Annotated in this window: 18 protein-coding genes and 3 pseudogenes; 8 read left to right on the top strand and 13 right to left on the bottom strand. The window is 73.2% G+C overall.

What is annotated here, in order from left to right:
• Nucleotides 1-7: 7 nt before the first annotated feature.
• Nucleotides 8-1,369, bottom strand: a complete 1,362-nt coding sequence (locus ABZZ79_RS27125; RefSeq protein WP_356692939.1) for a glycoside hydrolase family 16 protein — start codon at nucleotides 1,367-1,369, stop codon at nucleotides 8-10.
• Between ABZZ79_RS27125 and ABZZ79_RS27120 the strand changes: the two are divergent.
• A pseudogene (locus ABZZ79_RS27120) lies at nucleotides 1,350-1,424 on the top strand (hypothetical protein); the annotation flags it as partial. The gene ABZZ79_RS27125 and the pseudogene ABZZ79_RS27120 overlap by 20 nt on opposite strands.
• A gap of 839 nt (nucleotides 1,425-2,263) precedes the next feature.
• Here the strand turns inward: ABZZ79_RS27120 and ABZZ79_RS27115 are convergent.
• Entirely contained in the window at nucleotides 2,264-4,363 is a 2,100-nt protein-coding gene (locus ABZZ79_RS27115) for an MMPL family transporter (RefSeq protein ID WP_356692937.1), read from the bottom strand.
• Between the two features lie 426 nt (nucleotides 4,364-4,789).
• Between ABZZ79_RS27115 and ABZZ79_RS27110 the strand changes: the two are divergent.
• Nucleotides 4,790-5,202 (top strand): annotated as a pseudogene (locus ABZZ79_RS27110) (VOC family protein).
• Nucleotides 5,203-5,247: 45 nt separating this feature from the next.
• On the opposite strand, the gene ABZZ79_RS27105 reads toward ABZZ79_RS27110, so the two are convergent.
• From ABZZ79_RS27105 to ABZZ79_RS27085, 5 genes are all read right to left on the bottom strand, one after another.
• The gene (locus ABZZ79_RS27105) at nucleotides 5,248-5,694 is read right to left on the bottom strand and encodes a GNAT family N-acetyltransferase (RefSeq protein WP_356692935.1); all 447 of its coding nucleotides are present in this window, start codon (nucleotides 5,692-5,694) and stop codon (nucleotides 5,248-5,250) included.
• The gene (locus tag ABZZ79_RS27100) at nucleotides 5,691-6,377 is read right to left on the bottom strand and encodes a response regulator transcription factor (protein WP_356692933.1); all 687 of its coding nucleotides are present in this window, start codon (nucleotides 6,375-6,377) and stop codon (nucleotides 5,691-5,693) included. Before ABZZ79_RS27100 ends, ABZZ79_RS27105 begins: the two co-directional genes overlap by 4 nt.
• Nucleotides 6,374-7,564, bottom strand: coding sequence for a sensor histidine kinase (locus ABZZ79_RS27095; RefSeq protein WP_356692931.1), 1,191 nt, complete (start codon nucleotides 7,562-7,564; stop codon nucleotides 6,374-6,376). Before ABZZ79_RS27095 ends, ABZZ79_RS27100 begins: the two co-directional genes overlap by 4 nt.
• Before the next feature lie 261 nt (nucleotides 7,565-7,825).
• Nucleotides 7,826-9,511: a carbohydrate binding domain-containing protein gene (locus tag ABZZ79_RS27090; RefSeq protein ID WP_356692929.1), complete on the bottom strand. Its 1,686-nt coding sequence runs from the start codon at nucleotides 9,509-9,511 to the stop codon at nucleotides 7,826-7,828.
• Between the two features lie 175 nt (nucleotides 9,512-9,686).
• A complete protein-coding gene (locus tag ABZZ79_RS27085) occupies nucleotides 9,687-10,814 on the bottom strand; it encodes an ATP-grasp domain-containing protein (RefSeq protein WP_356692927.1) in 1,128 nt (375 codons plus the stop codon).
• A gap of 272 nt (nucleotides 10,815-11,086) precedes the next feature.
• Between ABZZ79_RS27085 and ABZZ79_RS27080 the strand changes: the two genes are divergently transcribed.
• Nucleotides 11,087-11,950 (top strand): metallophosphoesterase, encoded by an 864-nt coding sequence (locus tag ABZZ79_RS27080; protein ID WP_356692925.1) that lies wholly within the window; start codon nucleotides 11,087-11,089, stop codon nucleotides 11,948-11,950.
• A gap of 82 nt (nucleotides 11,951-12,032) precedes the next feature.
• Here ABZZ79_RS27080 and ABZZ79_RS27075 read toward each other — a convergent pair whose 3' ends face one another.
• The 3 genes from ABZZ79_RS27075 to ABZZ79_RS27065 all read right to left on the bottom strand — a co-directional run bounded on the left by ABZZ79_RS27075 (nucleotide 12,033) and on the right by ABZZ79_RS27065 (nucleotide 13,717).
• Nucleotides 12,033-12,269 (bottom strand): hypothetical protein, encoded by a 237-nt coding sequence (locus ABZZ79_RS27075; RefSeq protein WP_356692923.1) that lies wholly within the window; start codon nucleotides 12,267-12,269, stop codon nucleotides 12,033-12,035.
• Between the two features lie 225 nt (nucleotides 12,270-12,494).
• The gene (locus ABZZ79_RS27070) at nucleotides 12,495-13,025 is read right to left on the bottom strand and encodes a toxin-antitoxin system, toxin component (protein WP_356692957.1); all 531 of its coding nucleotides are present in this window, start codon (nucleotides 13,023-13,025) and stop codon (nucleotides 12,495-12,497) included.
• 32 nt (nucleotides 13,026-13,057) lie between these two features.
• Nucleotides 13,058-13,717, bottom strand: a complete 660-nt coding sequence (locus tag ABZZ79_RS27065; RefSeq protein WP_356692921.1) for a helix-turn-helix transcriptional regulator — start codon at nucleotides 13,715-13,717, stop codon at nucleotides 13,058-13,060.
• A 223-nt stretch (nucleotides 13,718-13,940) separates the two neighbouring features.
• Between ABZZ79_RS27065 and ABZZ79_RS27060 the strand changes: the two genes are divergently transcribed.
• From ABZZ79_RS27060 to ABZZ79_RS27050, 3 genes and pseudogenes are all read left to right on the top strand, one after another.
• A complete protein-coding gene (locus ABZZ79_RS27060) occupies nucleotides 13,941-14,609 on the top strand; it encodes a hypothetical protein (protein ID WP_356692919.1) in 669 nt (222 codons plus the stop codon).
• A 334-nt stretch (nucleotides 14,610-14,943) separates the two neighbouring features.
• On the top strand, nucleotides 14,944-15,075 hold the full coding sequence (locus ABZZ79_RS27055) for a twin-arginine translocation signal domain-containing protein (RefSeq protein WP_356692959.1): 132 nt from the start codon (nucleotides 14,944-14,946) through the stop codon (nucleotides 15,073-15,075).
• Nucleotides 15,045-15,422, top strand: a pseudogene (locus tag ABZZ79_RS27050) (phospholipase domain-containing protein); the annotation flags it as partial. The gene ABZZ79_RS27055 and the pseudogene ABZZ79_RS27050, both read left to right, overlap by 31 nt.
• A gap of 60 nt (nucleotides 15,423-15,482) precedes the next feature.
• On the opposite strand, the gene ABZZ79_RS27045 reads toward ABZZ79_RS27050, so the two are convergent.
• Both ABZZ79_RS27045 and ABZZ79_RS27040 read right to left on the bottom strand, forming a co-directional pair.
• A complete protein-coding gene (locus tag ABZZ79_RS27045) occupies nucleotides 15,483-16,694 on the bottom strand; it encodes a hypothetical protein (protein ID WP_356692917.1) in 1,212 nt (403 codons plus the stop codon).
• Nucleotides 16,691-17,488 carry a phosphatase PAP2 family protein gene (locus ABZZ79_RS27040; protein WP_356692915.1) on the bottom strand — a complete coding sequence of 266 codons (798 nt, stop codon included), beginning with the start codon at nucleotides 17,486-17,488 and terminating at the stop codon, nucleotides 16,691-16,693. Before ABZZ79_RS27040 ends, ABZZ79_RS27045 begins: the two co-directional genes overlap by 4 nt.
• Before the next feature lie 228 nt (nucleotides 17,489-17,716).
• On the opposite strand from ABZZ79_RS27040, the gene ABZZ79_RS27035 reads away from it, so the two are divergent.
• Entirely contained in the window at nucleotides 17,717-18,328 is a 612-nt protein-coding gene (locus ABZZ79_RS27035) for a TetR/AcrR family transcriptional regulator C-terminal ligand-binding domain-containing protein (protein ID WP_356692913.1), read from the top strand.
• 172 nt (nucleotides 18,329-18,500) lie between these two features.
• Here the strand turns inward: ABZZ79_RS27035 and ABZZ79_RS27030 are convergent, their stop codons facing one another.
• Nucleotides 18,501-19,604 (bottom strand): DUF2510 domain-containing protein, encoded by a 1,104-nt coding sequence (locus ABZZ79_RS27030; RefSeq protein ID WP_356692911.1) that lies wholly within the window; start codon nucleotides 19,602-19,604, stop codon nucleotides 18,501-18,503.
• Between the two features lie 293 nt (nucleotides 19,605-19,897).
• Here ABZZ79_RS27030 and ABZZ79_RS27025 point away from each other — a divergent pair, with 293 nt between their 5' ends.
• Entirely contained in the window at nucleotides 19,898-22,579 is a 2,682-nt protein-coding gene (locus tag ABZZ79_RS27025) for an AAA family ATPase (protein WP_356692909.1), read from the top strand.
• The last annotated feature ends 32 nt before the right edge of the window (nucleotides 22,580-22,611 follow it).

The following is a 22,611-nucleotide window of genomic DNA, read 5'->3' as shown; positions in this document are numbered from 1 at the left end:
CTTCCTCTCAGTGGCCGAAGCTGAACCAGTTGACGTTCACGAAGTCGGCCGGCTGGCCGCTGGTGAAGGTCAGATACACGTCGTGCGTGCCGGTCACGCCGCTGATGTTGGCGGGCACGGTCCGCCACGACTGCCAGCCCCCGGTGTCGCCCACCGCGAAGCTGCCGATCGGGGCGTTCGTACGGCTGTCCAGTCGCACCTCGACGAGTCCGCTGACACCGCCGGCCGCGCCGCTCGCGACCCGGCCGTTGAACTGCCTGGCCGCCGAGGAACCGAAGTTGACGCCCTGGTACAGCGCGTAGTCGCCGTTGGCGAGCGTGCTGATGTTCTGGCCGCCGCCCGTGTCCGTGGTGGTCTCGGTGCCGACGCCCGCCTGGCCGTCGTACGACTCTGCCTGGGTCGCGCTGTACGCGTCACGGTTGCCGGACGGCGGCGGGGTGGTGGGCGGCGGGGTCGTGCCGCCACCGCCGGTCGACTGGAGCACCTGCACGTAGTCGACCACGAGCGGGTGACCGGGGACCGTGCCGCCGTCGGGGCCGCCGCCGAACGCCGCCGGGAACTCGCCGCCCATCGCGACGTTCAAGATGATGAAGTAGCCGTGGTTGGTGGCGTTGGTCCAGGTCGTCGCGTCGACCTGATTCTGCCTGACCGTATGGAAGTTGACCCCGTCGAGGTAGAAGCGCATCTCCTCGGGGCTGGTCGACTTGTCCCACTCCACGGCGTAGGTGTGGAAGCCGCCCTGGCAGGTCGTGCCCTCACAGACCTTCTGGCCGCCGATGCCGGACTTCTCGTTGCAGGGGCCGCCCGGGCTGGTGCCGCAGTGCATCGTGGCCCACAGGTTGTTGATGCCCTGGACGTTCTCCATGATGTCCAGCTCGCCGATGCCGGGCCAGTTCCACCAGTTGCCGCGGTACGGGGCGCCCAGCATCCAGAAGGCGGGCCAGTAGCCCTTGGCGGCGGCGCCGGTCACGTTCGGCATCTGGAGCCGGGCCTCGACGCGGAGTTTGCCGCCGGCGGGCGGCTGGAAGTCGGAGCGGTTCGTCTCGATACGGCCCGACGTCCAGTTGCCCGCGGCGTCGCGCCGTGGGGTGATCCGGAGGTTTCCCGCGCCGTCGAGCGAGACGTTGTTGGTGCTGGAGGTCATTGTCTCGACCTCGCCGGTACCGAAGCCGGCGGGCCCGCCGGGGTAGCTGGTGCCCGTCGTGTACTGCCAGTTGGCGGTGTTGACGCCCGATCCGGCGGCCCCGTTGAAGTCATCGAGGAAGACCTGCGTCCAGCCGGACGGGGGCGGCGGGGCGGAGGCGCTCGCCGTGGTGACGGCGGTCGTCGCGGCGGCCGCGGCGAGGGCGAGCGCGCCGAAGCCCGCCACCAGTGCCTGGCGCAGCGTGCGCCGTCTGCGCATGCCTGGTATGTCGCTCATGTGATGGTTGCCTCTCGGGATACGGGGGGTGCGGGGAGCCGTACTGTCGTGCGAGAGCCGTGCGTCGATGCCTTGAGAGCGAATCGCCGGGCTGCGCCGGGAACGCTCTTGAGAGCGCTCTCAAGACGCCGCCCAATGTGCTCCCGACCCGCCCCGGTCGTCAAGAGGTGAAGCAAAGAAGGAACTTGAGTCGCAGGGCAGTTCAGGTGCTGAAGCGGGACAGGCCGGACGCGGCGGGCCGCTGCGCCGGCCGGGCCGGACCTCGGCCGGGCCTGAAACCGGCCGGGTCTGAAACCGGCCGGGCCGGACTTCGGCTGGGTCTGACACCGGCCGGGTCTGAAACCGGCTGGGTCTGACACCCGCCGGGCCTGACTTCGGCTGGGTCTGACACCGGCTGGGCCGGATTTCGGCTGGGTCTGACACCGGCCGGGCCTGAAACCGGCCGGGCCTGAAACCGGCCTGGCCGGACTTCGGAATCGGGCCGCGGCACCGGATAGAGGCCGGACATCGGCCGGGCCGGGCACCGATCAGGTCGGACACCGGCCCGGGTTGGGAACGGGCCGGGCCGGGCTTCGGAATCGGGCCGCGGCACCGGATGGAGGCCGGACATCGGCCGGGCCGGGCACCGATCAGGTCGGACATCGGCCGGGCCGGGCACCGATCAGGTCGGACATCGGCCGGGCCGGGCACCGATCAGGTCGGACACCGGCCGGGTTGGGAACGGGCGCCGGGCCGGACTTCGGGATCGGGGCGGGGGACCGGAATGGGCCGGGGCAACCGGAACGGGCCGCCCACCGTGGCGGTGGGCGGCCCGTTCGGCCCGGCGGTCTCAGCGCCGGGACGTCACTGACGCACCAGCTCCCGCTCCGCCGGGGCCTCTTCCCGCAGCCCGATCCGGTCGTGCACCCGGCGCAGCGGCCGCGGTGCCCACCAGGCGCGGCGGCCCAGCAGGGCCATTGTCGCCGGGACGAGCAGCATGCGTACGACCGTCGCGTCGATCAGCACCGCCAGCGTCAGCCCGAGCCCGATCTGCAGGATCGGGGAGAAGCCGCCGGTCATGAAGGCGCCGAACACCACCGCCAGCAGCAGCGCCGCGCAGGTCACCACCCGGCCGGACCGCCGCAGCCCCGTCACCACGGCCTCCGACTCGTCCGCGCCCTGCTCCCGTGCCTCACGGATGCGGGCCAGGATGAACAGCTCGTAGTCCATGGCCAGCCCGAAGGCGATCGCCACGATCAGCGGCGGCGCGGTCAGGCTGAGCGCGCCCAGCCCCTCGGCGCCCAGCAGCCCGGCCAGATGCCCGTCCTGGAACACCCACACCACCACACCGAGCGCGGCGCCCAGGCTGAGCAGCGTCGTCGCGATGGTGCGCAGCGGCAGCAGCACCGAGCCGGTGAACGCGAACAGCAGGACGAAAATGCCGGTCAGCACGGTCAGCGCCGCCAGCGGGGCACGGTCGGTGAGCATCTCGCGGAAGTCGACCAGCCGCGCCGCGGTCCCGGTGACCTCGACCGGCTCGTCCCCGCGCACCTGACGCACCTCGCGCACCAGGTCGGTCGCCGCCGTGCCGTCCACGCTGCCGGCCGGCGGCAGCGAGATCACCGTGGCGCCGTCCGGCAGCTCCCGCTGCGTGGCACCGGGCCGCAGGGCGAGGACACGGTCGGCCGTGACCGGGTCCGTGCCCGGCCGCAGCAGGACCGTGACCGGGTCGACGCCGCTGCCCGCCGGGAAGTGCTCACCGACCGTGTCGTACAGCTGCCGGGCCTCGGTGCTCGCGGGCAGCTGCGTGGCGTCGCCGATGGCGATCCGCAGGCCGGTGACCGGCAGGGCCAGCATCAGCAGGGCGGGTACGGCGGTGGCCAGGACGGCGATCCGGCGGCGCGCCGAGAAGCGGGCGACGCGGGCGAAGAAGCGGCCCTCCTCGCCGTCGGGGCGGACCTTGGCCGCGGGGATCTTCCCGCCGAACCGGGTCAGCAGCGCGGGCAGCAGGGTGACCGCGGCCAGCATGTCCAGCACCACCACGGCTGCCACGGCCAGACCCATGCTGCGCAGGAACACGCTGGGGAAGACCAGCAGCCCGGTCAGGCTGACCGCGACCGTCAGCCCGGAGAACAGCACCGTACGGCCGGCCCGCTCGACCGTGCGTCGCACGGCCACGGCCACGTCGTCGGTGTGCCGCCGTTCCTCGCGGAAGCGGACCAGCATCAGCAGCGCGTAGTCCACCGCGAGGCCGAGCCCCAGCATGGTCGTCACCTGGATGGCGTACACCGAGATGTCGGTGACCTCGCTGAACACGAACAGCGCCAGGAACGCGCCCGCGATCCCGCTCACCGCGATCACCAGCGGCAGCGCCGCCGTACGCAGCCCGCCGAACACCACCAGCAGCAGACCCAGCACCACGGGCAGCGAGATCAGCTCGGCGTTCTTCACGTCCTCCTGGGCCCGCTCGCCGAGCTGCTGCCCGAGCAGCGGGCCGCCGCTGACGTGCACCTCGGGCGCGTCGATCTCCCTGATGCGCTCGGCGGCCGCGTCCACAGCGGACTCCTCGGCGGCGTCGTCGAGCCCGCCCTCCAGGGTGACCGGGATGATCAGGGCCCGTCCGTCCTCGGCGGCCAGGCCGGGTGTCCGGTACGGGTCGGGCACAGCCGCGACCCCGGCGATGTCGCGTACGTCGGCGACCGCCCGCTCCACCTGGACGCGCAGGTCCGCGTCGGCGACGGGCACGCCCTCGACGACGGCGGTGAGCGATTCGCCGGTCGGGTCGTTGCGGTCGAGGTACCGGGCGGCGTGCTCCGACTCCGTGCCCGGGACCTCCGGCACGTTGTCGGACAGCCGCCCGAAGACGCCCGTCCCGAGGCCGAAGCCGATGATCAGGAACAGCGTCCACAGCAGAATGACGGTGAGCGGGCGGCGGGTCGCCGCCCGGGCGAGCGTGGCGAGCACGGCCCCTCCCGGAGTTGTCCGATCGCTTCGCCCTCAGAGTCCCGCCGGACCCCCTTCCGCCGGATCGCCGGAGGGAGCGGTTTGCGGGGGTCGGCCGTACGGGGGAGAGGCGGGCGCGGATGGGCCACACGGGGGAGGGGGAGCGGGGCGGCGGTCGTCCGCCGGGGGGAGCCCGCGGGGCGGCGGTCCTGCGCGGGGAGGAGCCCTCGTGCGTAAGGGCCAGGTGAGGAGCCTTCCGGACCGGAGGACCGGCCCGGAGGGGCCTTGGCCGGCGGGGCCGCTCGTACGACGGGTGGGCGCTACGAGGAGCGGGGGAGGCGCCTCGGGCGGAAGGACCAGTCGTACGACCGGGTGAGCGCGGGAATCAAGCGGTGGGAGCGGGAAGTTGACCCGGTCGGCAACCGTGATCACTGAGGAGTGTGCGTCATGTCCGACGAACCCGCCGTCCGCGAGCTGCGCCTGGTCGTCACCGCCGAGGACTACGAGGCGGCCCTGCACTTCTACCGCGACGTCCTGGGCCTGCCCGAGCGCGCCGCGTTCTCCTCGCCGGGCGGTCACGTCACCATCCTGGAGGCGGGCCGGGCCACCCTGGAGCTCACCGACCCGAACCACGCGGCGTTCATCGACGACGTCGAGGTGGGCCGCCGTGTGGCCGCGCAGGTGCGGGTCGCCTTCGAGGTCGGCGACTCCCGGGCCGTCACCGCGCGGCTGGCCGGCGCGGGCGCGGAGGTGATCGCCGAGCCGACCCGCACCCCTGAAACTCCCTGAACTCCCGGCTCCAGGCCCCCGCCGGCCTCCAGCTGACCCTGTTCGAGGAGCTGGACGAGCCGGGCGAGTAGGGCCTGTCCGACGCTTCCCGCCCGCTGAGCGACGCCGGACAGTCCCTAGGCGTCGCCGAGCGGATAGTCGTAGCGCAGGAAGCCGTTGAAGGCGGCGACCTTGTCGTAGAGGGCCCGGGCGGTGCTGTTGTGGTCCTGGGTGGTCCAGTACAGCCGGGGCGCGCCCCGGTCGCGGGCGCGGGCCGCCACCGCCTCGATCAGGGCCCGGGCCACGCCCTGCCCGCGGGCGGACTCGGCCACGAACAGGTCCTGGAGGTAGCAGCTGTCGGCCATCCAGCAGTGGGCGTGGAAGAGGTAGTGCGTGATGCCGACCAGGCGTCCGTCGGGGGTCCGGGCGCCCAGGCCGTACACCTCGGTGCCCGCCAGCAGGCGGCGCCAGGTCGCCTCGTACTCCTCGTCGGTGGTCTCGGTGGCGTAGAACTCCTTGTAGCCGCGCGCGAGTCGCTCCCACTCGCCGCGGTCCTCAGGGCGTAGAAACCCGATCTCGATCATGAAGGGTCATTGTGTTCGCCGCCGCCCGGCGTCACCAGACCCGTCTCGTAGGCGGAGATCACCGCCTGCACCCGGTCGCGCAGCCCCAGCTTCGACAGCACGTTGCTGACGTGCGTCTTCACGGTGTGCTCGCTGACGAACATCGTCGTCGCGATCTCCGCGTTGGTCAGTCCGCGGGCCAGCAACCGCAGCGTCTCCACCTCGCGGGCGGTGAGCACGTCCAGACGTATGGGGGTGACCTCCGAGGCGGCCTCCGCCCTGCGGCGGCGCACGATGTCGGCGACCAGCCTGCGGGTGACCGTCGGCGCGAGCAGCGAGTCCCCGGCCGCGACCACCCGCACCGCGTGCACCAGGTCGTCGCGGCGCACGTCCTTCAGCAGGAAGCCGCTGGCCCCCGCGCACAGCGCGTCGTACACATACTCGTCGAGGTCGAACGTGGTCAGCATGACCACCTTGCAGTCCGACTCGGCACACACCCGCCGGGCCGCCTCCAGACCGTCCATGACGGGCATCCGGATGTCCAGCAGCAGCACGTCCGGCGTGTGCCGCCGCACGGCCTCAACCGCCTCGGCCCCGTCGCCCGCCTCGGCCACCACCTCGATGTCCGGCTGCGCCTGGAGGATCATGCTGAAGCCGATCCGGACCAGTTCCTGGTCGTCCGCGACGACCACCCGGACGCTCACCCGAGGGCCGCCCGGTCGGCCGCCACCGGAAGGCGTACCAGGACCCGGAAGCCGCCGTCCGGCCCGCGCCCGGCCGCGGCGTCGCCTCCGCAGGCCGCGGCCCGCTCCCGGATGCCGATCAGCCCGTGCCCGCCGGGGGTGCCGGCCGGACCCCGGCCGTCGTCGGTCACGCTGAGGGTCAAGGCGTGCTCCGTCCAGTCGAGTTCGATCACCGCTGAAGAAGCGTACGCGTGCTTGACCGTGTTCGTGAGGGCCTCCTGCACCACCCGGTAGGCCGCGACCTCCGTGTCGCGGTGCAGGGGCCGGGGCTCGCCGTCCGTGCGCAGTTCCACCCGCAGCCCCGCCGACTCCGCCACCTGGTGGGCCAGCGCCGGCAGCGCGGCCACCCCGGGCTGCGGCACCCGCTCCCCGCCGGTCAGGGGCTGCTCCTCCTTCAGCACGCCGAGGATGCGCCGCAGCTGTGTCATCGCGTCCCGCCCGGTCGCCGCGATCGTGTCGAACACCGCCTCCGCGCGCGCCGGGTCGGTGCGCACCACCACCGGACCCGCCTCGGCCTGCACCACCATCAGGCTGACCGCGTGGGCGAGGATGTCGTGCATGTCCCGGGCGATCCGGGAACGCTCCTGCGCCCGCGCACGCTCGGTGTCCGCCGCGCGCTCCCGCTCCAGCCGCCGGGCCCGGTCCTCCAGGGCCGCCGTGTAGGCGCGCTGCACCCGGGCCAGCATGCCGAGCGCGTAGGCGCACACCACGCTCAGCAGGTGGAAGGCGTACTCGAACGGCTGGGCGTGCTCCTTGAGGAAGACCGTGAAGAACACGCCGAACAGCCAGCCCAGCAGCATCAGCCGCCGCTCGATCGGCGGGCACACGGTGGCGACCGTGTACAGCACGACGAGCCCGCCGTAGATCACGGTCGGCGGCGGGGCGTGGTACACGGCCATGGCGACCGTGGCCAGCGACACCGCCCACGCCGTCACGAAGGGCGCCCTGCGCCGCCACACCAGCGGCACCGCCGTCGCCGTGCCGAGCAGGAAGCCCTGCCAGGTCAGCCGGTCGTCGCCCTCGTCGGGGAAGATCCACTGCAACGAGGCGGCGAACAGCACCAGCGCGGCGAGCGCGCCGTCGACGGCGTACGGGTTGGCCGTGCGCAACCGGGCGACGGCGGCCTCGATCCAGGACCGGGCGGACATGGGCGGCTCCTCGGGGAAGGGCAGTTCCAGTATCCGGGCCGGTCAGCGGTGCCGCCTCGCCGGTGCGAGGGATATCCGGTGCCACGGAAGGCCGATGGACCGGTGAAGGGGACGCGCGGCAGGGGAACGGGGAGGGGACGCGCGGCGGGGGAGTGGGGAGGGGAGTGCGGAGGGCGGGTGCGGCGGGGTAGTGGGTTCATGCGCCGGGGGCGCCCCCGCAGGGACGCCCCCGGTCGGGTGCCGCTCGACGCGGCGGTCGGCTCAGCCGGTGAAGCCGGCCGTGATCGAGGTGAACTGCCAGTTGCTCTGGCTGATGCCGGAGCAGTTGCTGGTCACACCGCCGCCGGGGCACGGCCGGTCACGGTTGACCGCCCAGTAGGCGAGCCGGGCGATGTGACGGGAGTTCGCCCAGTCGCGGATCTGGGTCCAGATCGCGGTGGAGGTGAGCTCCTGCTGGTCGGACAGTCCGTTCATGCCGGAGATGCCGATGTGCGCGTACGCCGTGGCGTCGTCCCAGCCGAAGGCGGACTTCAGCTTGTTCTTCAGCCCCTCGGTCGCGTTCACGGTGTTGCCGTACATGTCGGCGCCGCCCCCGAAGTCGAACGGCATGATCGTGAAGACGTCGATGCCGGCGTTCAGGGCCTTGGCCTGGTCGATGAGCCGGTTGCCCCAGTAGGTCGGGCCGGTCGTCGAGGTACCGAAGGTGAGGATCGTGCGCAGGCCCGGGTTGTCGGCCTTGACGATCTTCAGCGCGTTCAGGACGCGGTCCTGCACGGTCGGGTTCTCGAACTCGTCCGTGTTCTCGATGTCGACGTCGATGGCCTTCAGACCGTAGGCGTCGATCACTCGCTGGTACGCGCCGGCCAGCGCCTCGGCCGTGGAGCAGTTCGGGCCGAGTTTGTTGCCGCTCCAGCCGCCGATCGAGGGGACGATGTCACCGCCCGCGGAACGGATGGAGTTGATGACCGTCTGGTCGTTGCCGCCGGTCAGCGGTCGGCTGCCGTCCCAGGCCGGGTTGCAGCCGCCGGACGAGAGGATGAACGCCATCGTGTACCACTTGATGCCGGTCGCGCTCATCACCGAGGTCGCGCTCGGCGGGTCGCCCCAGCCGAGGTACAGATAGGGCGCGGCCTGCTTGAAGCCGGTGCCTCCGCCGCCGCCCGCATCCGTGGTGACAGTGACGGTGTTGGAGGCCGCCGAGCTGTTCCCGGCCGCGTCCCGGGCCCGCACGGTGAAGGTGTACGAGGTGCTCGCCGCGAGCCCGGAGACCGTGGCGCTCGTCCCGGACACGCTCAGCACCTGGTTGGAGCCGCTGAACACGTCGTACGCCGTGACGCCGACGTTGTCGGTGGAGGCGTTCCAGGCCAGCGACACGCTGGACGAGGACTTGGCGGTGGAGCGCAGACTGCCGGGCACGGTGGGCGCCTGGGTGTCGCCGCCGCCCCCGCCGGGCCCGTCGAGGCTGATGTCGTCGGCCTGGTAAGTCCCCTGCCCGTACCAGCCGTGCACATACACCCGGGCGCTGGTCTGCGTGGCGCCGGTGGTGAAGGACAGGCTCAACTGGCTGTAGGCAGTGGGTGAGTTGGTCCAGGTCGAGGCCCCGCCGTCCACGCCGAGGTACACATAGGAGCCACGCACCCAGGAGCTGAGCGTGTACGTCGTGTTCGGCTGGACTGAGACGGTCTGCCCGCACTTGGCGTTGTCGCTCGCGCTTGCGGCGCCCTGGAGCGCGCGCGATCCGCCGTGCACGGGGGAGGTCACGACGGAGCCGAGGTCGCCGGTGCAGGTCCAGGGCGACAGGGAGCCCGTCTCGAAACCGGCGTTGGACAGGATGTTCGCCGCATGAGCGGTGCCGGGAAGGGCGACGGCCCCGCCGACCGCGAGGCCGACGGCGCCGAACAGCGCGAGAATTCTGCGTCTGGAGCGATTCAGAAGTGTGGTGCGCACGCGATCTCCCTGGGGAATGTGGGGTGTTCGGGAGTGCACAGAGGTGCGGGATGGTGCGCAGACAAAGTTGGTATGGACCAATCGAGCTGTCAAGAGCCCTTGCAGGATTGGTCCATACCGATGGGGTGTTCGGGTGTGTTCGGGGGTGCGCCCCGGGGTCGTGGGGGTGGGCGGATCAGAGCGGCAGAACCTGGGCCGCGCTCTCCACGGCCTCGACGGGCTGCGAGGGGACCGCCGGCAGCAGCACCTCGGTCTCCTCGACCCGCTGCTGCGGCAGGGACACCGGACGCAGCGGCCGCGGCCCCGACACCACCGTGTAGTCCTGCCCGAGGAACGGCGGAGCCACCTCGCCCGGGTCCTCCCCGAGCGCCAACTGGACAGCGAGCCAAGGCACGTTGATGCCGCACAGGGACAGCTGGTGCAGTCCGCCGGCCGGCCGCGAGTTGACGTCCATCAGGACCGGGACGTCCCCGAGCATGCGGAACTGGATGTTGGAGAGATGGTGCAGCCCGAACCCCTCGGCGATCCTGCGGGCCGGCTCCAGCCACTGCTCGTGCAGCGTGAACCCGCGCCGCCGCCCGTTCTTGGTCCGGCCGACGGCCAGCCGCACCCGGTTGTCCGTGCCGGTGAGGCAGTCCACGGACACCTCGGGCTGCTCCAGCCGCGGCATCACCAGCCAGTCCACCGGCTCCTCGGCGACGCGCAGCGCTTCGACGACCAGGTCGAGATGGACGTACGGGCTCGGGAAGCCGTTGAGGTGCGCCAGCGAGAAGGGCGCGCGCGTGATCACGCGGAAGCCGACGCCGCCCGCGCCGGAGGCCGGCTTGAAGCACGCCTTGTGCCCGGTGGACTCCAACTCGTCGACAGCGGCGAGGAGTTCGTCGGCCGACCGTACGCGCCACCACGGCGGCACGGGCACGCCGATCGCCTGGACGGCCTCATAGGCGACGATCTTGTCCTCGAAGACGGCGACCGCCTCCGGCGTCGGCGCCAGCAGCGCCGTGCCGGCCGCCTCGAAGTCCGCCCGGTGCGCCGCGATCGCCGACTGGTGCAGCCGGGGGACGAACACGTCGATGCCGCGCCGGGCGCACTGGTCGAGCGCGAACTCGACGTACGCGGCCGGGGACAGGCCCTCCGGCTCCAGCTCGGCGGTGTCGGCGGCGGCCAGCACGGGGGAGTCCGGATCGCCGTGCGTGGCATGGATCTCGACGGCCCGATCGCTGGGATTTCTTCGCAGCTGATCCATGAAGAACACGTTCTCCGCGTACGTGCGGTTGAGCCAGACGCGTACGCGAGAGGCCATGCAGGCCGCCTTTCACGGTTCGCGGGCAGGACGGAGCGGCCCGTGCCCGGGCAGGGGGGAGGAAAGGGACACCCGCCCTGGTGAAGGGAGTTTCGGGGCGGTGGTGTTGGGGGGATCATACGGCTTTCGAGGCCCCCCGCGTGCAACGCCGGTGTTACGGATTCACCGGTCCGGGGCAGGGTGTCGAGGTGACCCGAGATCGCCTTGTCGGCGAGGCGCGGAATGTGTTGTCGTGGTCACGGACCGTGGACGGACGAGGAAGGGCGAACGGGGTGGCGTCGAGGGCCGGCGGGAGCGGGCGGCTGCTGGCCATCAGCGACCTGCACATCGGGTATCCGGAGAACCGGGCACTGGTCGAGAAGCTGTATCCGGAGCACGCGGACGACTGGCTCATCGTCGCCGGGGACGTGGCCGAGACCGTCCGTGACGTCCGCTGGGCGCTGGAACTGCTCACGGAGCGCTTCCGCAAGGTCGTCTGGGTGCCCGGCAACCACGAGCTGTGGACCCACCCCAAGGACACCGTGACCCTGCGCGGTGTCGCCCGCTACGAGTATCTGGTCGCCCTCTGCCGGGAGCTGGGCGTGGTCACGCCCGAGGACCCCTACCCGGTGTGGGAGGGTCCGGGCGGTCCGGTGCGGGTGGCGCCGTTGTTCCTGTTGTACGACTACTCCTTCCTGCCGAGCGGCTGCGCGACGAAGGAAGAGGGCCTGGCCTACGCCCGCGGGACCGGGATCGTCTGCAACGACGAGGACCTGCTGCACCCCGACCCCTATCCCACCCGCGAGGACTGGTGCCGGGCCCGTGTGGAGCTGACCGGACGCAGGCTCGCCGAGGAGGCGGGCGACCTGCCGCTGGTGCTGATCAACCACTACCCGCTGGACCGGCATCCCATGGACGTGCTGTGGTACCCCGAGTTCGCCATGTGGTGCGGCACCTCTCTGACCGCGGACTGGCACCGCCGCTTCAAGGTGGCCGCCATGGTCTACGGCCATCTGCACATCCCCCGCAGCACCGTGCTGGACGGTGTCCCCTTCGAGGAGGTCTCGGTGGGATACCCGCGCGAGTGGCGGCGCCGCGACCAGCCCCCGGGCATCCCGCGCGCGATCCTGCCGCGGGAGACGCCCGAGGGGCTCTGACGCCTGGGGGCTCCGGCGGCCGGGGGGATGCCAAGGGCCGTGGGAGTCGGCCGGCCCGGACGTCACCCGCGCGCCCCGGACGTCACCCGCGCGGGCGGCAGCTCTGCAGCAGCCGGAAGAACTCCTCCTCGTTGCCTCTCAGGCCCGCGGCGGCGAGCGCCCGCTCGGCCTCGGCCAGGACGGACGGCGGTACGACGGGTGGTCGGTCCGTGCCCGGTGGCCCCTCGGCGGCGTCGAAGGCGGCCTGGACCGTGTGCAGCAGGCGCAGATACGCCTGGACGGCCGTGCGTTCCTGGTCGGTCAGGACGGTCGTGGGCATCGATCGGCTCTCCCCGTGTCGGCTGGTCGTCGGTCACGCGCCCTGACGGCACGTACGCCCCCGCCGCGCGGTGACGCACCCTCCAGCTTGCACGGAGCCACTGACATTGCGGTGGGAGCGCACGCCGGTTCGCCCGCTCAGCGGACGCGAAGCCACACCCCGGGCTCGCGGTCCCTCGGCGCGGAGCGGCCCGGGAAGCGAGGCCCGACGGGCGCCCCCGGGTGCTCAGCCCTGCGGGCCCAGATACCCCAGGGACGTCTCGATCCGGCCGGCCAGCCGGTCGCGCCGCAGCGGGGCCCGGCCCGACGAATCGGCGAGCCAGGTGCGGCACTTGCTCGCCAGGAGCATGCCGAACTCCTCGGCCTCCCGCTCGTCGCCGAGCTCGAAGCGGCTGCGTGCGGCCACCCTCAGGACGGTGGCCTGGAGGTCCGCGGCGTCGTCCAGCAGCCGGGCGGCCACCGCGGCGCCCGCCACGTGATGCGCGCCGTGCTCGGCCTGCATGTGCCACAACTCGTGCCCGAGGATGACCAGTTGATGAGCGGGGGCGGTCCGCTCCTCGATGATCACCAGGTCCTGCTCGGCCATGTCGATCCACAGACCGCTGGCCGTGCCGGGCGGGAACGGGGCCATGCGCAGCTTCACCGGGCGGCCCCGCCGCCGGCTCATGCCGTCGCACAGCGCGGTGTACAGCTCGACGGGTGCCGCGGGTGCGGCAAGCCGCACCTCCGCGACCAGATCACCGCACAGACGGCGCATTTCCCGGGCGTTGCCCACAGTCCTCCCCCGGCTCACGACTCGGGCCGTTTGACGCTCTCCAGGAGCATGTCCAGCCACTCGGCGACCTTGTCGCGATGCTGGTCCGTGGGCAGTTGCGCGGCCCGCCAGGCGATCCCGCGCACCCCGTGATCCTGGAGCAGCCGCTCCAGCGGGTCCTCCGAAGTGACGGCCATCGCCCGCCGCTCGCGGTCGGCGAGCTTCTGCAGCAGGTCCTGCTCGGTGCGCTGGAGGGCACCGGCGAGGGCCTCGCCGTCCTCGGCGGTCAGAAAGCCCGCGTGCACCCGGAAGAACCGCTGGATGGCGTCGCAGTGCTCCATGGTGGGCCGCCGGTCGCCGTTGATGAGCGCACCGGCCTGCTGCCGGGACATGCCCGCGCCGTCGGCGATCTCCTGCTGGGTGTACCTGCGTCCGTTGGGCTTCAGCCGGGTGCGGCGCACCAGGTCCAGGCGCTGCAGGAAGCGCGCCTGCACGTCCGGTTCGCCCGCCGGGCGGCCCCGGAGCAGGTCCTTCACGACGGGCTCGGGGACACCGGAGGCCACGGACAGCCGTCCCGTGTCGAACACCTCCGAGTGCGGCACGCCGAGCCGGTCGGCCAGCGCGGTGACGCGGACGACGACGGCCGGCAGGACAGCCGACGCCGTGCCGTCCGGAACCTCGTAGCCATCCGCCACCGACGTGTCTCCTACGTCTCGCACAGCCAACTCACAAGTGGTCTCCGTGAACTTCCCGGAGCGTAGCCGGTGCTTCGAACTCACATCCAGGTCTCGCCACAACTGTGGCCAATTTCAGCCGTCAACAGTCGCGGAATGCCACGATAGTTGACATGCCTACCTTCGGAGCAGCAGGATCGGTGCGCCGCGAGAAGGCCGCATAGGCAAGAGGGGTGACCTCCCGATGGCATACCAGGCAGGTGGGCAGCGGCCGGCACCGCGGTCCGCCCCCGTCCGTCCTCAGGCCCAGGAGTATCTGGAGGACTACGCGGCGCTCGTGGAGGCCGTCCCCTTCCCTTCGTTCATCGTGGACCACCGCTGGGACGTGTTGCTCGCGAACGGTGCGTTCCAGTCACTTTTCCGTGGCGTGGGGCCGCATCCGACCGCCATGCCGTCGGACAACTTCCTGCGGTTCGTCCTCTTCCACCCCGACGCGGGCTCCGTCCTCGGCGAGCACGAGTCCCGGTGGTCCCTGCCGATGCTGGCCCAGTTCGCCGCGGCCCTGGAGCGGCACGGCCACGACCCCGCCCTCCAGGCGGTGCGCCGGGACATCTCCCAGGACCCCTTCATGGAGGCCGCCTACCGCCAGGGTCTGCCGCACTGGATGCGCGCGATGGGCGACGCGGCCCTCGAACATGACGGGGCCGTACGGCCGCTGCTGCACCCCGACCCCCGCTGGGGCGCCACCGACTGCCGGATCGTCGACGAGACCCCCAGGACCCTGCGGGACCTGGACTGCACCCGGCTGACCCTGGTCCTGCGCGGCCGGCGCCCCGTCGGCACCCGCGGCAACGCGCCGCGGGTCCGCCGCACGGCGGGCCACCTCACGGTGGTCCCCGCCCCCGAGGACTGACCGGGCACCGTCGGCGTTCAGGTCACCGACGGCGCCGGGTCAGCTCCTCGCAGCCCCTCCCCGCACGCGTCTCCCGCAGCCGCGCGCGGGGCGGCGGCGTTCACCGTGCCGCCCGCTCGGCGGACGGGCCCTCGCGCATCGACCCGCCCACCCGGCACCGCCGTATCGCCGCTGACGCGACCCGGCCGTCCGCGCCTCTCACGTACCGACGACTTTCACGCGGACGCCAACGCACCCTTCCCTGACGTCTGGTGCTCTTGGAACACTCCATTCGCGCGCATTCCGTCACGGCCCGGCCGGTTCAACTCCCTTCAGCACGAGAGGTCCCTCACTCATGCCCGAAGTCAACCGGCGGCGATTCCTCCAACTCGCGGGTGCCGCCACGGCCTTCACCGCTCTGTCGAGCAGTATCGAGCGGGCCGCCGCCCTGCCGGCACGGTGTACTCGGGCGGCTCGTACGACCTGACGGTGCACGGCCCCAACGGTTTCCTGCGCGTCTTCCGCGGTTCCGGCGACGCGGCCGGGCCCGAGGTGACCGCGCGGCACGTCGGCGACGACATCGAGCTGACCTTCACCAACAAGGGTGCGGGCACCGCCACGTTGAAGGTGGCCGACGGCTACGGCGGCCGGCCGCGCACCGTCAAGGTGCGCGCGGGCGGCACCGTGAAGGTCGTCCTGGACCTCGCGGCCGGGCGCCGCTGGTACGACCTGACGGTCACCTCCGCCACCGACACGGCGTTCCTGCGCCGCTTCGTCGGGCATGTCGAGAACGGCCGCGCAGGCGTCAGCGACCCGGCGATCGTGACGGACTGACGCGCGCCGCCGACGGAGGTGCCCCGGCCCCTCGCGGGGGACCGGGGCACCTGGCCCGTCTCAGGCCACGAGCCCGGCGTCCGCCGACTCCTTCTCGCGCGCGGGCAGCGCGTGCCGCCTGCGGCTCCGCCAGGACCGGGCGCGCGGAAGCGGTACGGCCCCCGGCGCGGAAGCGCGCCCGAGCGCCGGAGCGCCCCCGAGCTCCGAAGCGCCCCTGGGCTCCGAAGCGCCCCTGGGCGCCGACGCTCCTGTGGGCGCCGGAGCACCCCCGGGCGCTGGAGTGCCCCCGAGCCCTCCCGCACCCCCGGCGGCCGGCCCCGTCCCCTCGGCTCTCGCCGCACCCGCGACGGCGAGCCCGTGACCCACAGCCGTTCCCGCGCAGAGCGCGCCGGGCGCCTGCGCCGCGACGACCCCCTCACGCTCGGCCACCGAGGACCTGCCTCCCGCACCGTCCGGCGCCCCCTGCGACAGCAGCACCACGCCCCATGCCGCGAGCCCCGCCCCGATCAGGGCCATGAGCAGACCCGTCGGCCCGCCCTGGAGGCGTTCGCCCAGCAGGGAGAGGCCGATGAGCGCGGCCGCCACCGGGTTGGCGAGGGTGACCATGGCGAGCGGCGCGCCGAGGCCGCCCTTGTAGGCGGTCTGCGACAGCAGCAGGCCACCGGCCGCGAACGCGGCGACGAGGAGCGCGACCCCGATCACCTGAAGGCTGAGCAGCGGGCCCGAGCGGTCGGTGGCGGCCACCGTCACGGTCTGGGTGAGCGCCGAGGCGACGCCGGAGGCGAGGCCGGACGCGGTCGCGTGCCGCAGGCCGGGCCGGGCGCCCGGCCGGGACAGCAGTCCGATCAGCGCCGCCGTCGTCCCCGCGACGGCCAGTGCCTCCACCGGGCTCAGCACGTCGTCCGGCGCGGGCCCCGACGCCGTGGCCAGCAGCGCGGCGAGACCGGCCAGCGTGAAGGCCGTGCCCCGCCACTCGGCGGCGCTCACCCGGCGGCCCGCGACCCGGGCCCCCAGCGGCACCGCCGCGACCAGGGTGAGCGCGCCCAGCGGCTGCACCACGGTGAGCGGCCCGTACTTGAGGGCCACCACGTGCAGCAGGGCGGCGGAGGCGTTCAGCAGTACCGCCCACCACCAGCTCACGCTGCCCATCAGCCGCAGCACTCCGGTGCCCGGGGACCGGGAGGCGAGCCGCTCCTGGGCCACGGCCGCGGCGGCGTAGGCGACGGCGGAGAACAGCGACAGGACGAGGGCGAGGCCGAACGCGGTGCTCATCGGCCCGCCCCGACGAGCACGCCGTCCTCGGAGGGAGCGAGGTCCGCGGTGCCCCGGCCCGCGGTGGTGGCCGTGCGCCGGGGCGCGTGCACCAGCGCGAGCGCGAGACCCAGCAGGGCGGTCGCGACGAGCGCGTCCAGCCAGTAGTGGTTGGCGGTGCCGACTATGACCAGCAGGGTCAGCAGCGGATGCAGCAGCCACAGCGGGCGCCAGCGCGACCGGGTCGCGACGATCAGGCCGATCGCGAGCATCAGCGCCCAGCCGAAGTGCAGCGAGGGCATCGCCGCGAACTGGTTGGAGAGTGTGTCGGTCTGCGGCGGGCCGTACACCGAGGGCCCGTACACCCGGGCCGTGTCGACGAGGCCGGTCGCGGCGAGCATCCGGGGCGGGGCGAGCGGGAACGCCAGGTGCAGCACCAGGGCGGCCGCGGTGAGCGCGGCGAGCACCCGCCGGGCCCAGACGTAGTGCGCGGGACGGCGCAGATAGAGCCAGACCAGGAAGGCGACGGTCGCCGGGAAGTGCACGGTCGCGTAGTACACGTTGGCCAGATGCACGAGCGTGTCGCCGTGCAGCAGCGCGGACTGCACCGCGCCCTCGCCCGGCAGCCGCACGGCACGCTCCAGGTCCCACACGCGGTGCGCGTTGCGGAAGGCATCCCCGGTATGGCCCGTGGCGAGCTGCCGGCCGAGCTTGTACACGAGGAACAGTCCCGCGACGAGCAGGATCTCGCGCAGCAGCGGCGGCCGGGCCGCCCGGTCGGGCTCCGCTCGGTCGGGCTCGGTGCCTGCCTTCATGCCCAGCCCCTTCGGTGACGGTGGTGTGGATGAGCAGCGGGACCGGCCCGCGCTCGGCGATACGTCCGCGTACCGATACTTAGACGTACCGATACGGGACTGTACCGATACGGCAGTGTACCGATACGGCCGCGTACCGGTACACTGGCGTATCGCAGGGCTTGAGTCACACTGGAGCCAACACTGCTGGCGAGCGCTGGAAGACCGCTGGAGCGAGAGGAAGTGCCGATGACGTCGCAGGCCGCGGACCGGCCCGATCAGGTCGCCTCGCGCCGCTCCAAGCTCACGCGGGAGCGCGAGCAGGAGTTCTTCGACGCCGTCCTGGAGCAGATCCGGGCGTGCGGCTACGACTCCGTCACCATGGAGGGCGTCGCCGCGAGCACCCGGTGCAGCAAGTCCACGCTGTACCGGCAGTGGAAGACCAAGCCGCAGTTCGTGGCGGCGGCCCTGCGCTCGTGCCGTGAGGTGCGGTTCGCCGGGATCGACACCGGCTCGCTCGCCGAGGACCTGCGCCGGGCGGCGCACGCCGCGGGCGACTCCTCGGACAAGGACCAGGGGCTGCTCCAGGCCCTGGGCCACGCGGTCATGCAGGACCGCGAGCTCCAGCGGGCGCTGCGCGAGGCGCTGGTCGACCCGGAGATCGACGCGCTGCGGGAGATCCTGCGACGCGGCGTCGAGCGGGGAGAGGTCCGCGCCGACCATCCCGCGCTGGAGTACATCCCGGCGCAGATGTACGGCGTGCTGCGGGCCCGCCCGGTCATCGAGGGGGAGTACGCCGACTCGGACTACCTGGTCCGGTTCGTGGAGGCCGCGGTACTGCCCGTGCTCGGCCTCACCTGAAGACCCGGGCGCCGTCCGTGGGATGACCGGACGGTGGCCCGGCCGCGCCGCACCGTGGGGACGGGGGGCGGCGCCCACCCCCGGCCGGGTGGGGTGCCTCCTGAGCGGAGGGGCACCCCTCCCGGCCGTCGTACGTCCCGGGCGGCCGGGTACGACCCCGGCCCGCCCGCGGTCAGACGTTCTGCCCGTTGCCGCCGCCGCCCGAGGATTCCTTGATGCCCTCGGTGATGTCGTCGATGATCGACAGCTCCTGGTCGGTGTCCAGGCCGAAGCGGACGATGATCATCTGGTTCTCGGGGTCGGCGGGCGAGGGAAAGACCAGCGACTGGACGTAGCCGTCCGCGCCCTTGCTCGTGACCGCCTTCCAGCGCACCAGATAGCCCTTCTGGCCGGCCACGGTGACCGCCTTCGAGGCCAGCTCCTGGTGCGAGGTGATCTTGCCGTAGCTGGTCCCGTAGGACTCCGCGGCGTTCCTCGCGATGTCGTTCTTCGCGATCGCCTCCGGGGTGGTCCCGGTGGCGCCGAGGGTCCGCGCCGGAGCCGAGTAGGCCCCGCCCTTGGTGCACAGCTGGGACGGCGCGCCGGGGCAGTCGTAGGTGTCGTCCGAGCCCATCGCGGCCCCGGCCCGGTTCGTCCGCCCGGACCAGCCCTGCGGCACCGGCATGCTGATCCCGTTCACCGGGTCCTGGAGGGTGCCGCCGCCCGGCACCTCGGGCAGGCCGCGCTCCGGGTCCTCGTCCTCGGGGGAACTGGGCGCCTCGGGCGAGGGCAACCGCCCGTCCGGCCCGTCGGAGCCGCCGCCGTCGGGGCCGGGACGGCCGTCCGGCCCCTGCTGGGAGTCGGCCCGCGACGGGCTCTCGCCGTCGTCCTTGGTCAGCGCGTACACACCGACGCCGATGCTCGCCAGCACCGCCGCGGCGACACCGACCGCGATCCCGGTCCGCAGCCCGCGCCGCCTCGGGACGGGCGCCGCGCCGGGGTATCCCGGATAGCCCGGGTGACCGGGATAGCCCGGATAGCCCGGGTAGCCCGCGCCCGGGGTCCCCGGATGGCCCGGCTGCCCCGGATGACCGGGCTGGGCCGGAGCTCCCTGGTAGCCCGCCGGGCCCGGGTACGCCCCGCCCGCCGTCGGCACCGGCGGCCCCCAGGGCGCGGCCGGTCCCGCGGGGCGGGTCTGGTCCGTCCAGGCCCCGCCGTCCCACCAGCGCTCGGCGGCGGGAGCGTCACTTTTCTGCCCGGGGTCGGGGTACCACCCGGGGGGAGTCACCTGCGTCATACCCCCACCGTATGAGGCGACCGTGAGATCCCGATGAGAGGGCCCCGTTCACCGCCGAGAACCGGTCGATACCGGTGCACAAACGGTGCTTCACCTGCGAAACGGTGACAACTTCCCTCCCACCGGCCCCCGCTGACATCCCTTCGCGTCGCTTCGCCCGCCCCACGCGTGGCCCGTCCGCCCTCCCCGTCATCCGTCGTGGCAAGAGCTGACCGGACCCGCCTCCGCCAGTGCCGCCGGACGGCTACGCTCAAGCTCTGTACGTCGTCCGGGCGACTTGGGGAGGTAGCGGGATGACGGAGGTACGGCCCACTGCGGCCGCCTCGGCTTCCCTGTGGGAGCGCGACGCGGAGGTCGCCGCCATCACGGAGGCGGTCGGCACCCTGTGCTCCGACCGGTCGTCGGCGGGCAGGCTGCTGGTGTTCCGCGGCGAGGCGGGGCTCGGCAAGACCGCCCTGCTCCAGGAGGCCCGACGCATCGCCGAGGAACGCGCCTGCACGGTCTGGTCGGCGCGCGGCGGCGAGACCCTGAGGTCCGTCCCCTTCAACGTCGTACGCCAGCTCCTCCAGCCCGCCCTGGTCTCCCTGCTGCCGGAGGAGGCCCGCGACTACCTCGGCGACTGGTACGACATCGCCGGTCCCGCCCTCGGCATAGCGGAGCCGACCGAGCGTCAGGCCGACCCGCAGGGCGTGTGCGACGGACTCGTCGCCGCCGTGCGCCGACTGGCCCGGCGGGACTGGCCGCTCGTCCTGCTGATCGACGACGCCCACTGGGCCGACCAGGAGACCCTGCGCTGGCTCGCCGCGTTCGCCGAGCGCCTCGACGACCTGTCCGTCCTGGTGATCGTCGCCCGCAGGCCCGGCGACGTGACCGGGGACAGCGCCCGCCACCTCGACGCCGTCGCCGCCGCGTGCGGACCGGTCACCAACCTCAGCGCCCTCACCCCGGACGCCGCGGCCGGCCTCACCCGGGTCACTCTCGGCGCCCACGCCGACGCCCCGTTCTGCCGCGAGGTCTGGGCCGTCACCGGCGGCAACCCCTACGAGACCGTCGAACTGCTCGCCAAGGTCCAGGACAGCGAACTGGACCCGACCGACGCCTCGGCGGGTGAACTGCGCGCCCTGAACCGCACGGCACGCGGCGGCGGCCTCGTGGACCGTCTGGAGGGACTGGGCATCGAGGCGACCCGGTTCGCCTGGGCGGCGGCCATCCTCGGCGCCGGCATCTCCGTCGACCTCGTCGCCCGCCTGGCCACCATGGCGAACGACGACGCCGCGCGCTGCGCCGAACTCCTGTGCAGCGCCCGCATCCTGACCGAGCCCGACCCCGCGACCGCCCAACCCGAGTCCGGGGAACTGGAGTTCGTCCACCCGCTGATCGCCTCCGCCGTCTACAACTCCATCCCCGACGCCCTGTGCACCGCGATGCACGGCATCGCCGCCCAGGTCGTCACCGACTCCGGGCTCGGCGCCGCCGCGGCCTCCCGCCATCTGCTGCGGGTCCACCCGGACGACGACGCCGATCTCGTCGAGCAGTTGCGCGAGGCCGCCGCCGAACACCTCGCCGTCGGCGCCCCGGACGCCGCCCGCCGCTGTCTGGAACGCGCGCTGGCCGAGCCGCCCCGCAAGGAGGTGTACGCCCGCCTGCTCTTCGAACTCGGCTGTGCCACCCTGCTCACCGCGCCCGCGACCACCATCGGCCATCTCCAGAGCGCGCTCGCCATGCCCGGCCTGGACGGCGCCGAACGCGTGGACGCCGTCTACCGCCTCTCCCAGGCCCTGCTCCACAACGACCAGCTCGAACAGGCCGTCCGTACCGTCGAGGCGGAGGCCGCCCGGCAGGAGGACGGGCCCGCCCGACTGCGGCTCCAGGCCGTGCAGTACATGTGGGAGGGCATCCACGCGGGCGAGGCCACCTCCCCCGGACGCTCCGAGCGGCTCGCCCGGCTCGCCGCCACCTGCACCGGCCGGGACAACTCCGAGCGCGCCCTGCTCATCCTGCGCGCCTTCGACGCCATGACCCACGGCGAGAACGCCGAGGAGGTCGTCGAACTGTGCGACCGAGCCCTGGTCAACGGCCGCCTCGCACCCGGCCTCGGCTGGACAGACACCGAGTGGGGCATCGAACTGCTGATGATGCTCGGCAGTTCCTACGCCTACTCCGACCGGCTCGACCGCGCCGAGAGCCTGTTCTCCGGAGCCCTGCGCGCGTACACGTCGGCCGGCTGGAGCGGCGGCCATCTCGCCCTGGCCAACGCCTTCCTGGGTCTGGCCTACCGCCGCCGGGGCCAACTGCGGGACGCCGAGAAGGTGTTGCGCGAGTCCCTGCGTGTGGCCGAACGCGTCGGCCGCGGCCTGCCCCTGTACTGGTCGGCCACCTGCGGACTCGTCGACACCCTGCTGGCCCGCGGCCATGTCGACAAGGCCTGGTCGCTCGCCGAGCAGTACGGCTTCGCGCCGCCCTACCCGTCCACGATCGTGCTGCCGGACACCCGCTCCGTGCGCGGCCGGCTGCTGCTCGCGGTGGGCCGTACGAAGGAGGGCGTCAACGAACTGGGCGAGGCCGAGAAGGCGGCCGCCGCGCGAGGCGGGCACAACCCCGTCCTCGCGCCCTGGACCGTCGACCTCGCCGGCGCTCTCGCCACCGAGGACCCGGCACGCGCCGCCCAGCTGGCCGCCGACGCCCGCCGTCAGGCCGAGCGGTTCGGCACCGACTCCGCCATCGGTGAGGCCCTGCGCTGCGCCGCCGCCCTGGAGAGCGGCCCGGCCAGGGCACGGCTCGCCGCGCAGGCCGTCACCTACCTGGAGGCCTCACCCTGCCAGTACGAGCACGCGGCCGCGCGCATCGAGTACGGCATCGCGGTCCGCTCGGTGACCGAGCTCAACCGCGGTCTGTCCCTGGCCCGTTCCTGTGGCGCGGACGGTCTGGTGAGCCAGGCGCGCGCGGCACTGCAGACGCTTCCGGGACCGGGCTGACCGGCCCTCACCGGGCGTCGGGCCCCGGGGCG

The organism is Streptomyces sp. NPDC006458, assembly GCF_040612135.1.
In the GTDB taxonomy this organism is placed as follows: domain Bacteria; phylum Actinomycetota; class Actinomycetes; order Streptomycetales; family Streptomycetaceae; genus Streptomyces.
Note: the sequence above shows the minus strand (reverse complement) of the source record. Positions and strands in the feature narration are given on the sequence as shown.

Coding starts and splice junctions, on each gene's coding strand:
- ABZZ79_RS27055 (WP_356692959.1), top strand. CDS start 14,944: ATGCCCGAAGTCAACCGGCGGCGATTCCTCCAACTCGCGGGTGCCGCC.
- ABZZ79_RS27035 (WP_356692913.1), top strand. CDS start 17,717: ATGACGTCGCAGGCCGCGGACCGGCCCGATCAGGTCGCCTCGCGCCGC.
- ABZZ79_RS27045 (WP_356692917.1), bottom strand. CDS start 16,694: ATGAGCACCGCGTTCGGCCTCGCCCTCGTCCTGTCGCTGTTCTCCGCC.
- ABZZ79_RS27040 (WP_356692915.1), bottom strand. CDS start 17,488: ATGAAGGCAGGCACCGAGCCCGACCGAGCGGAGCCCGACCGGGCGGCC.
- ABZZ79_RS27085 (WP_356692927.1), bottom strand. CDS start 10,814: ATGGCCTCTCGCGTACGCGTCTGGCTCAACCGCACGTACGCGGAGAAC.
- ABZZ79_RS27095 (WP_356692931.1), bottom strand. CDS start 7,564: ATGTCCGCCCGGTCCTGGATCGAGGCCGCCGTCGCCCGGTTGCGCACG.
- ABZZ79_RS27075 (WP_356692923.1), bottom strand. CDS start 12,269: ATGCCCACGACCGTCCTGACCGACCAGGAACGCACGGCCGTCCAGGCG.
- ABZZ79_RS27060 (WP_356692919.1), top strand. CDS start 13,941: ATGGCATACCAGGCAGGTGGGCAGCGGCCGGCACCGCGGTCCGCCCCC.
- ABZZ79_RS27070 (WP_356692957.1), bottom strand. CDS start 13,025: ATGCGCCGTCTGTGCGGTGATCTGGTCGCGGAGGTGCGGCTTGCCGCA.
- ABZZ79_RS27025 (WP_356692909.1), top strand. CDS start 19,898: ATGACGGAGGTACGGCCCACTGCGGCCGCCTCGGCTTCCCTGTGGGAG.
- ABZZ79_RS27030 (WP_356692911.1), bottom strand. CDS start 19,604: ATGACGCAGGTGACTCCCCCCGGGTGGTACCCCGACCCCGGGCAGAAA.
- ABZZ79_RS27105 (WP_356692935.1), bottom strand. CDS start 5,694: ATGATCGAGATCGGGTTTCTACGCCCTGAGGACCGCGGCGAGTGGGAG.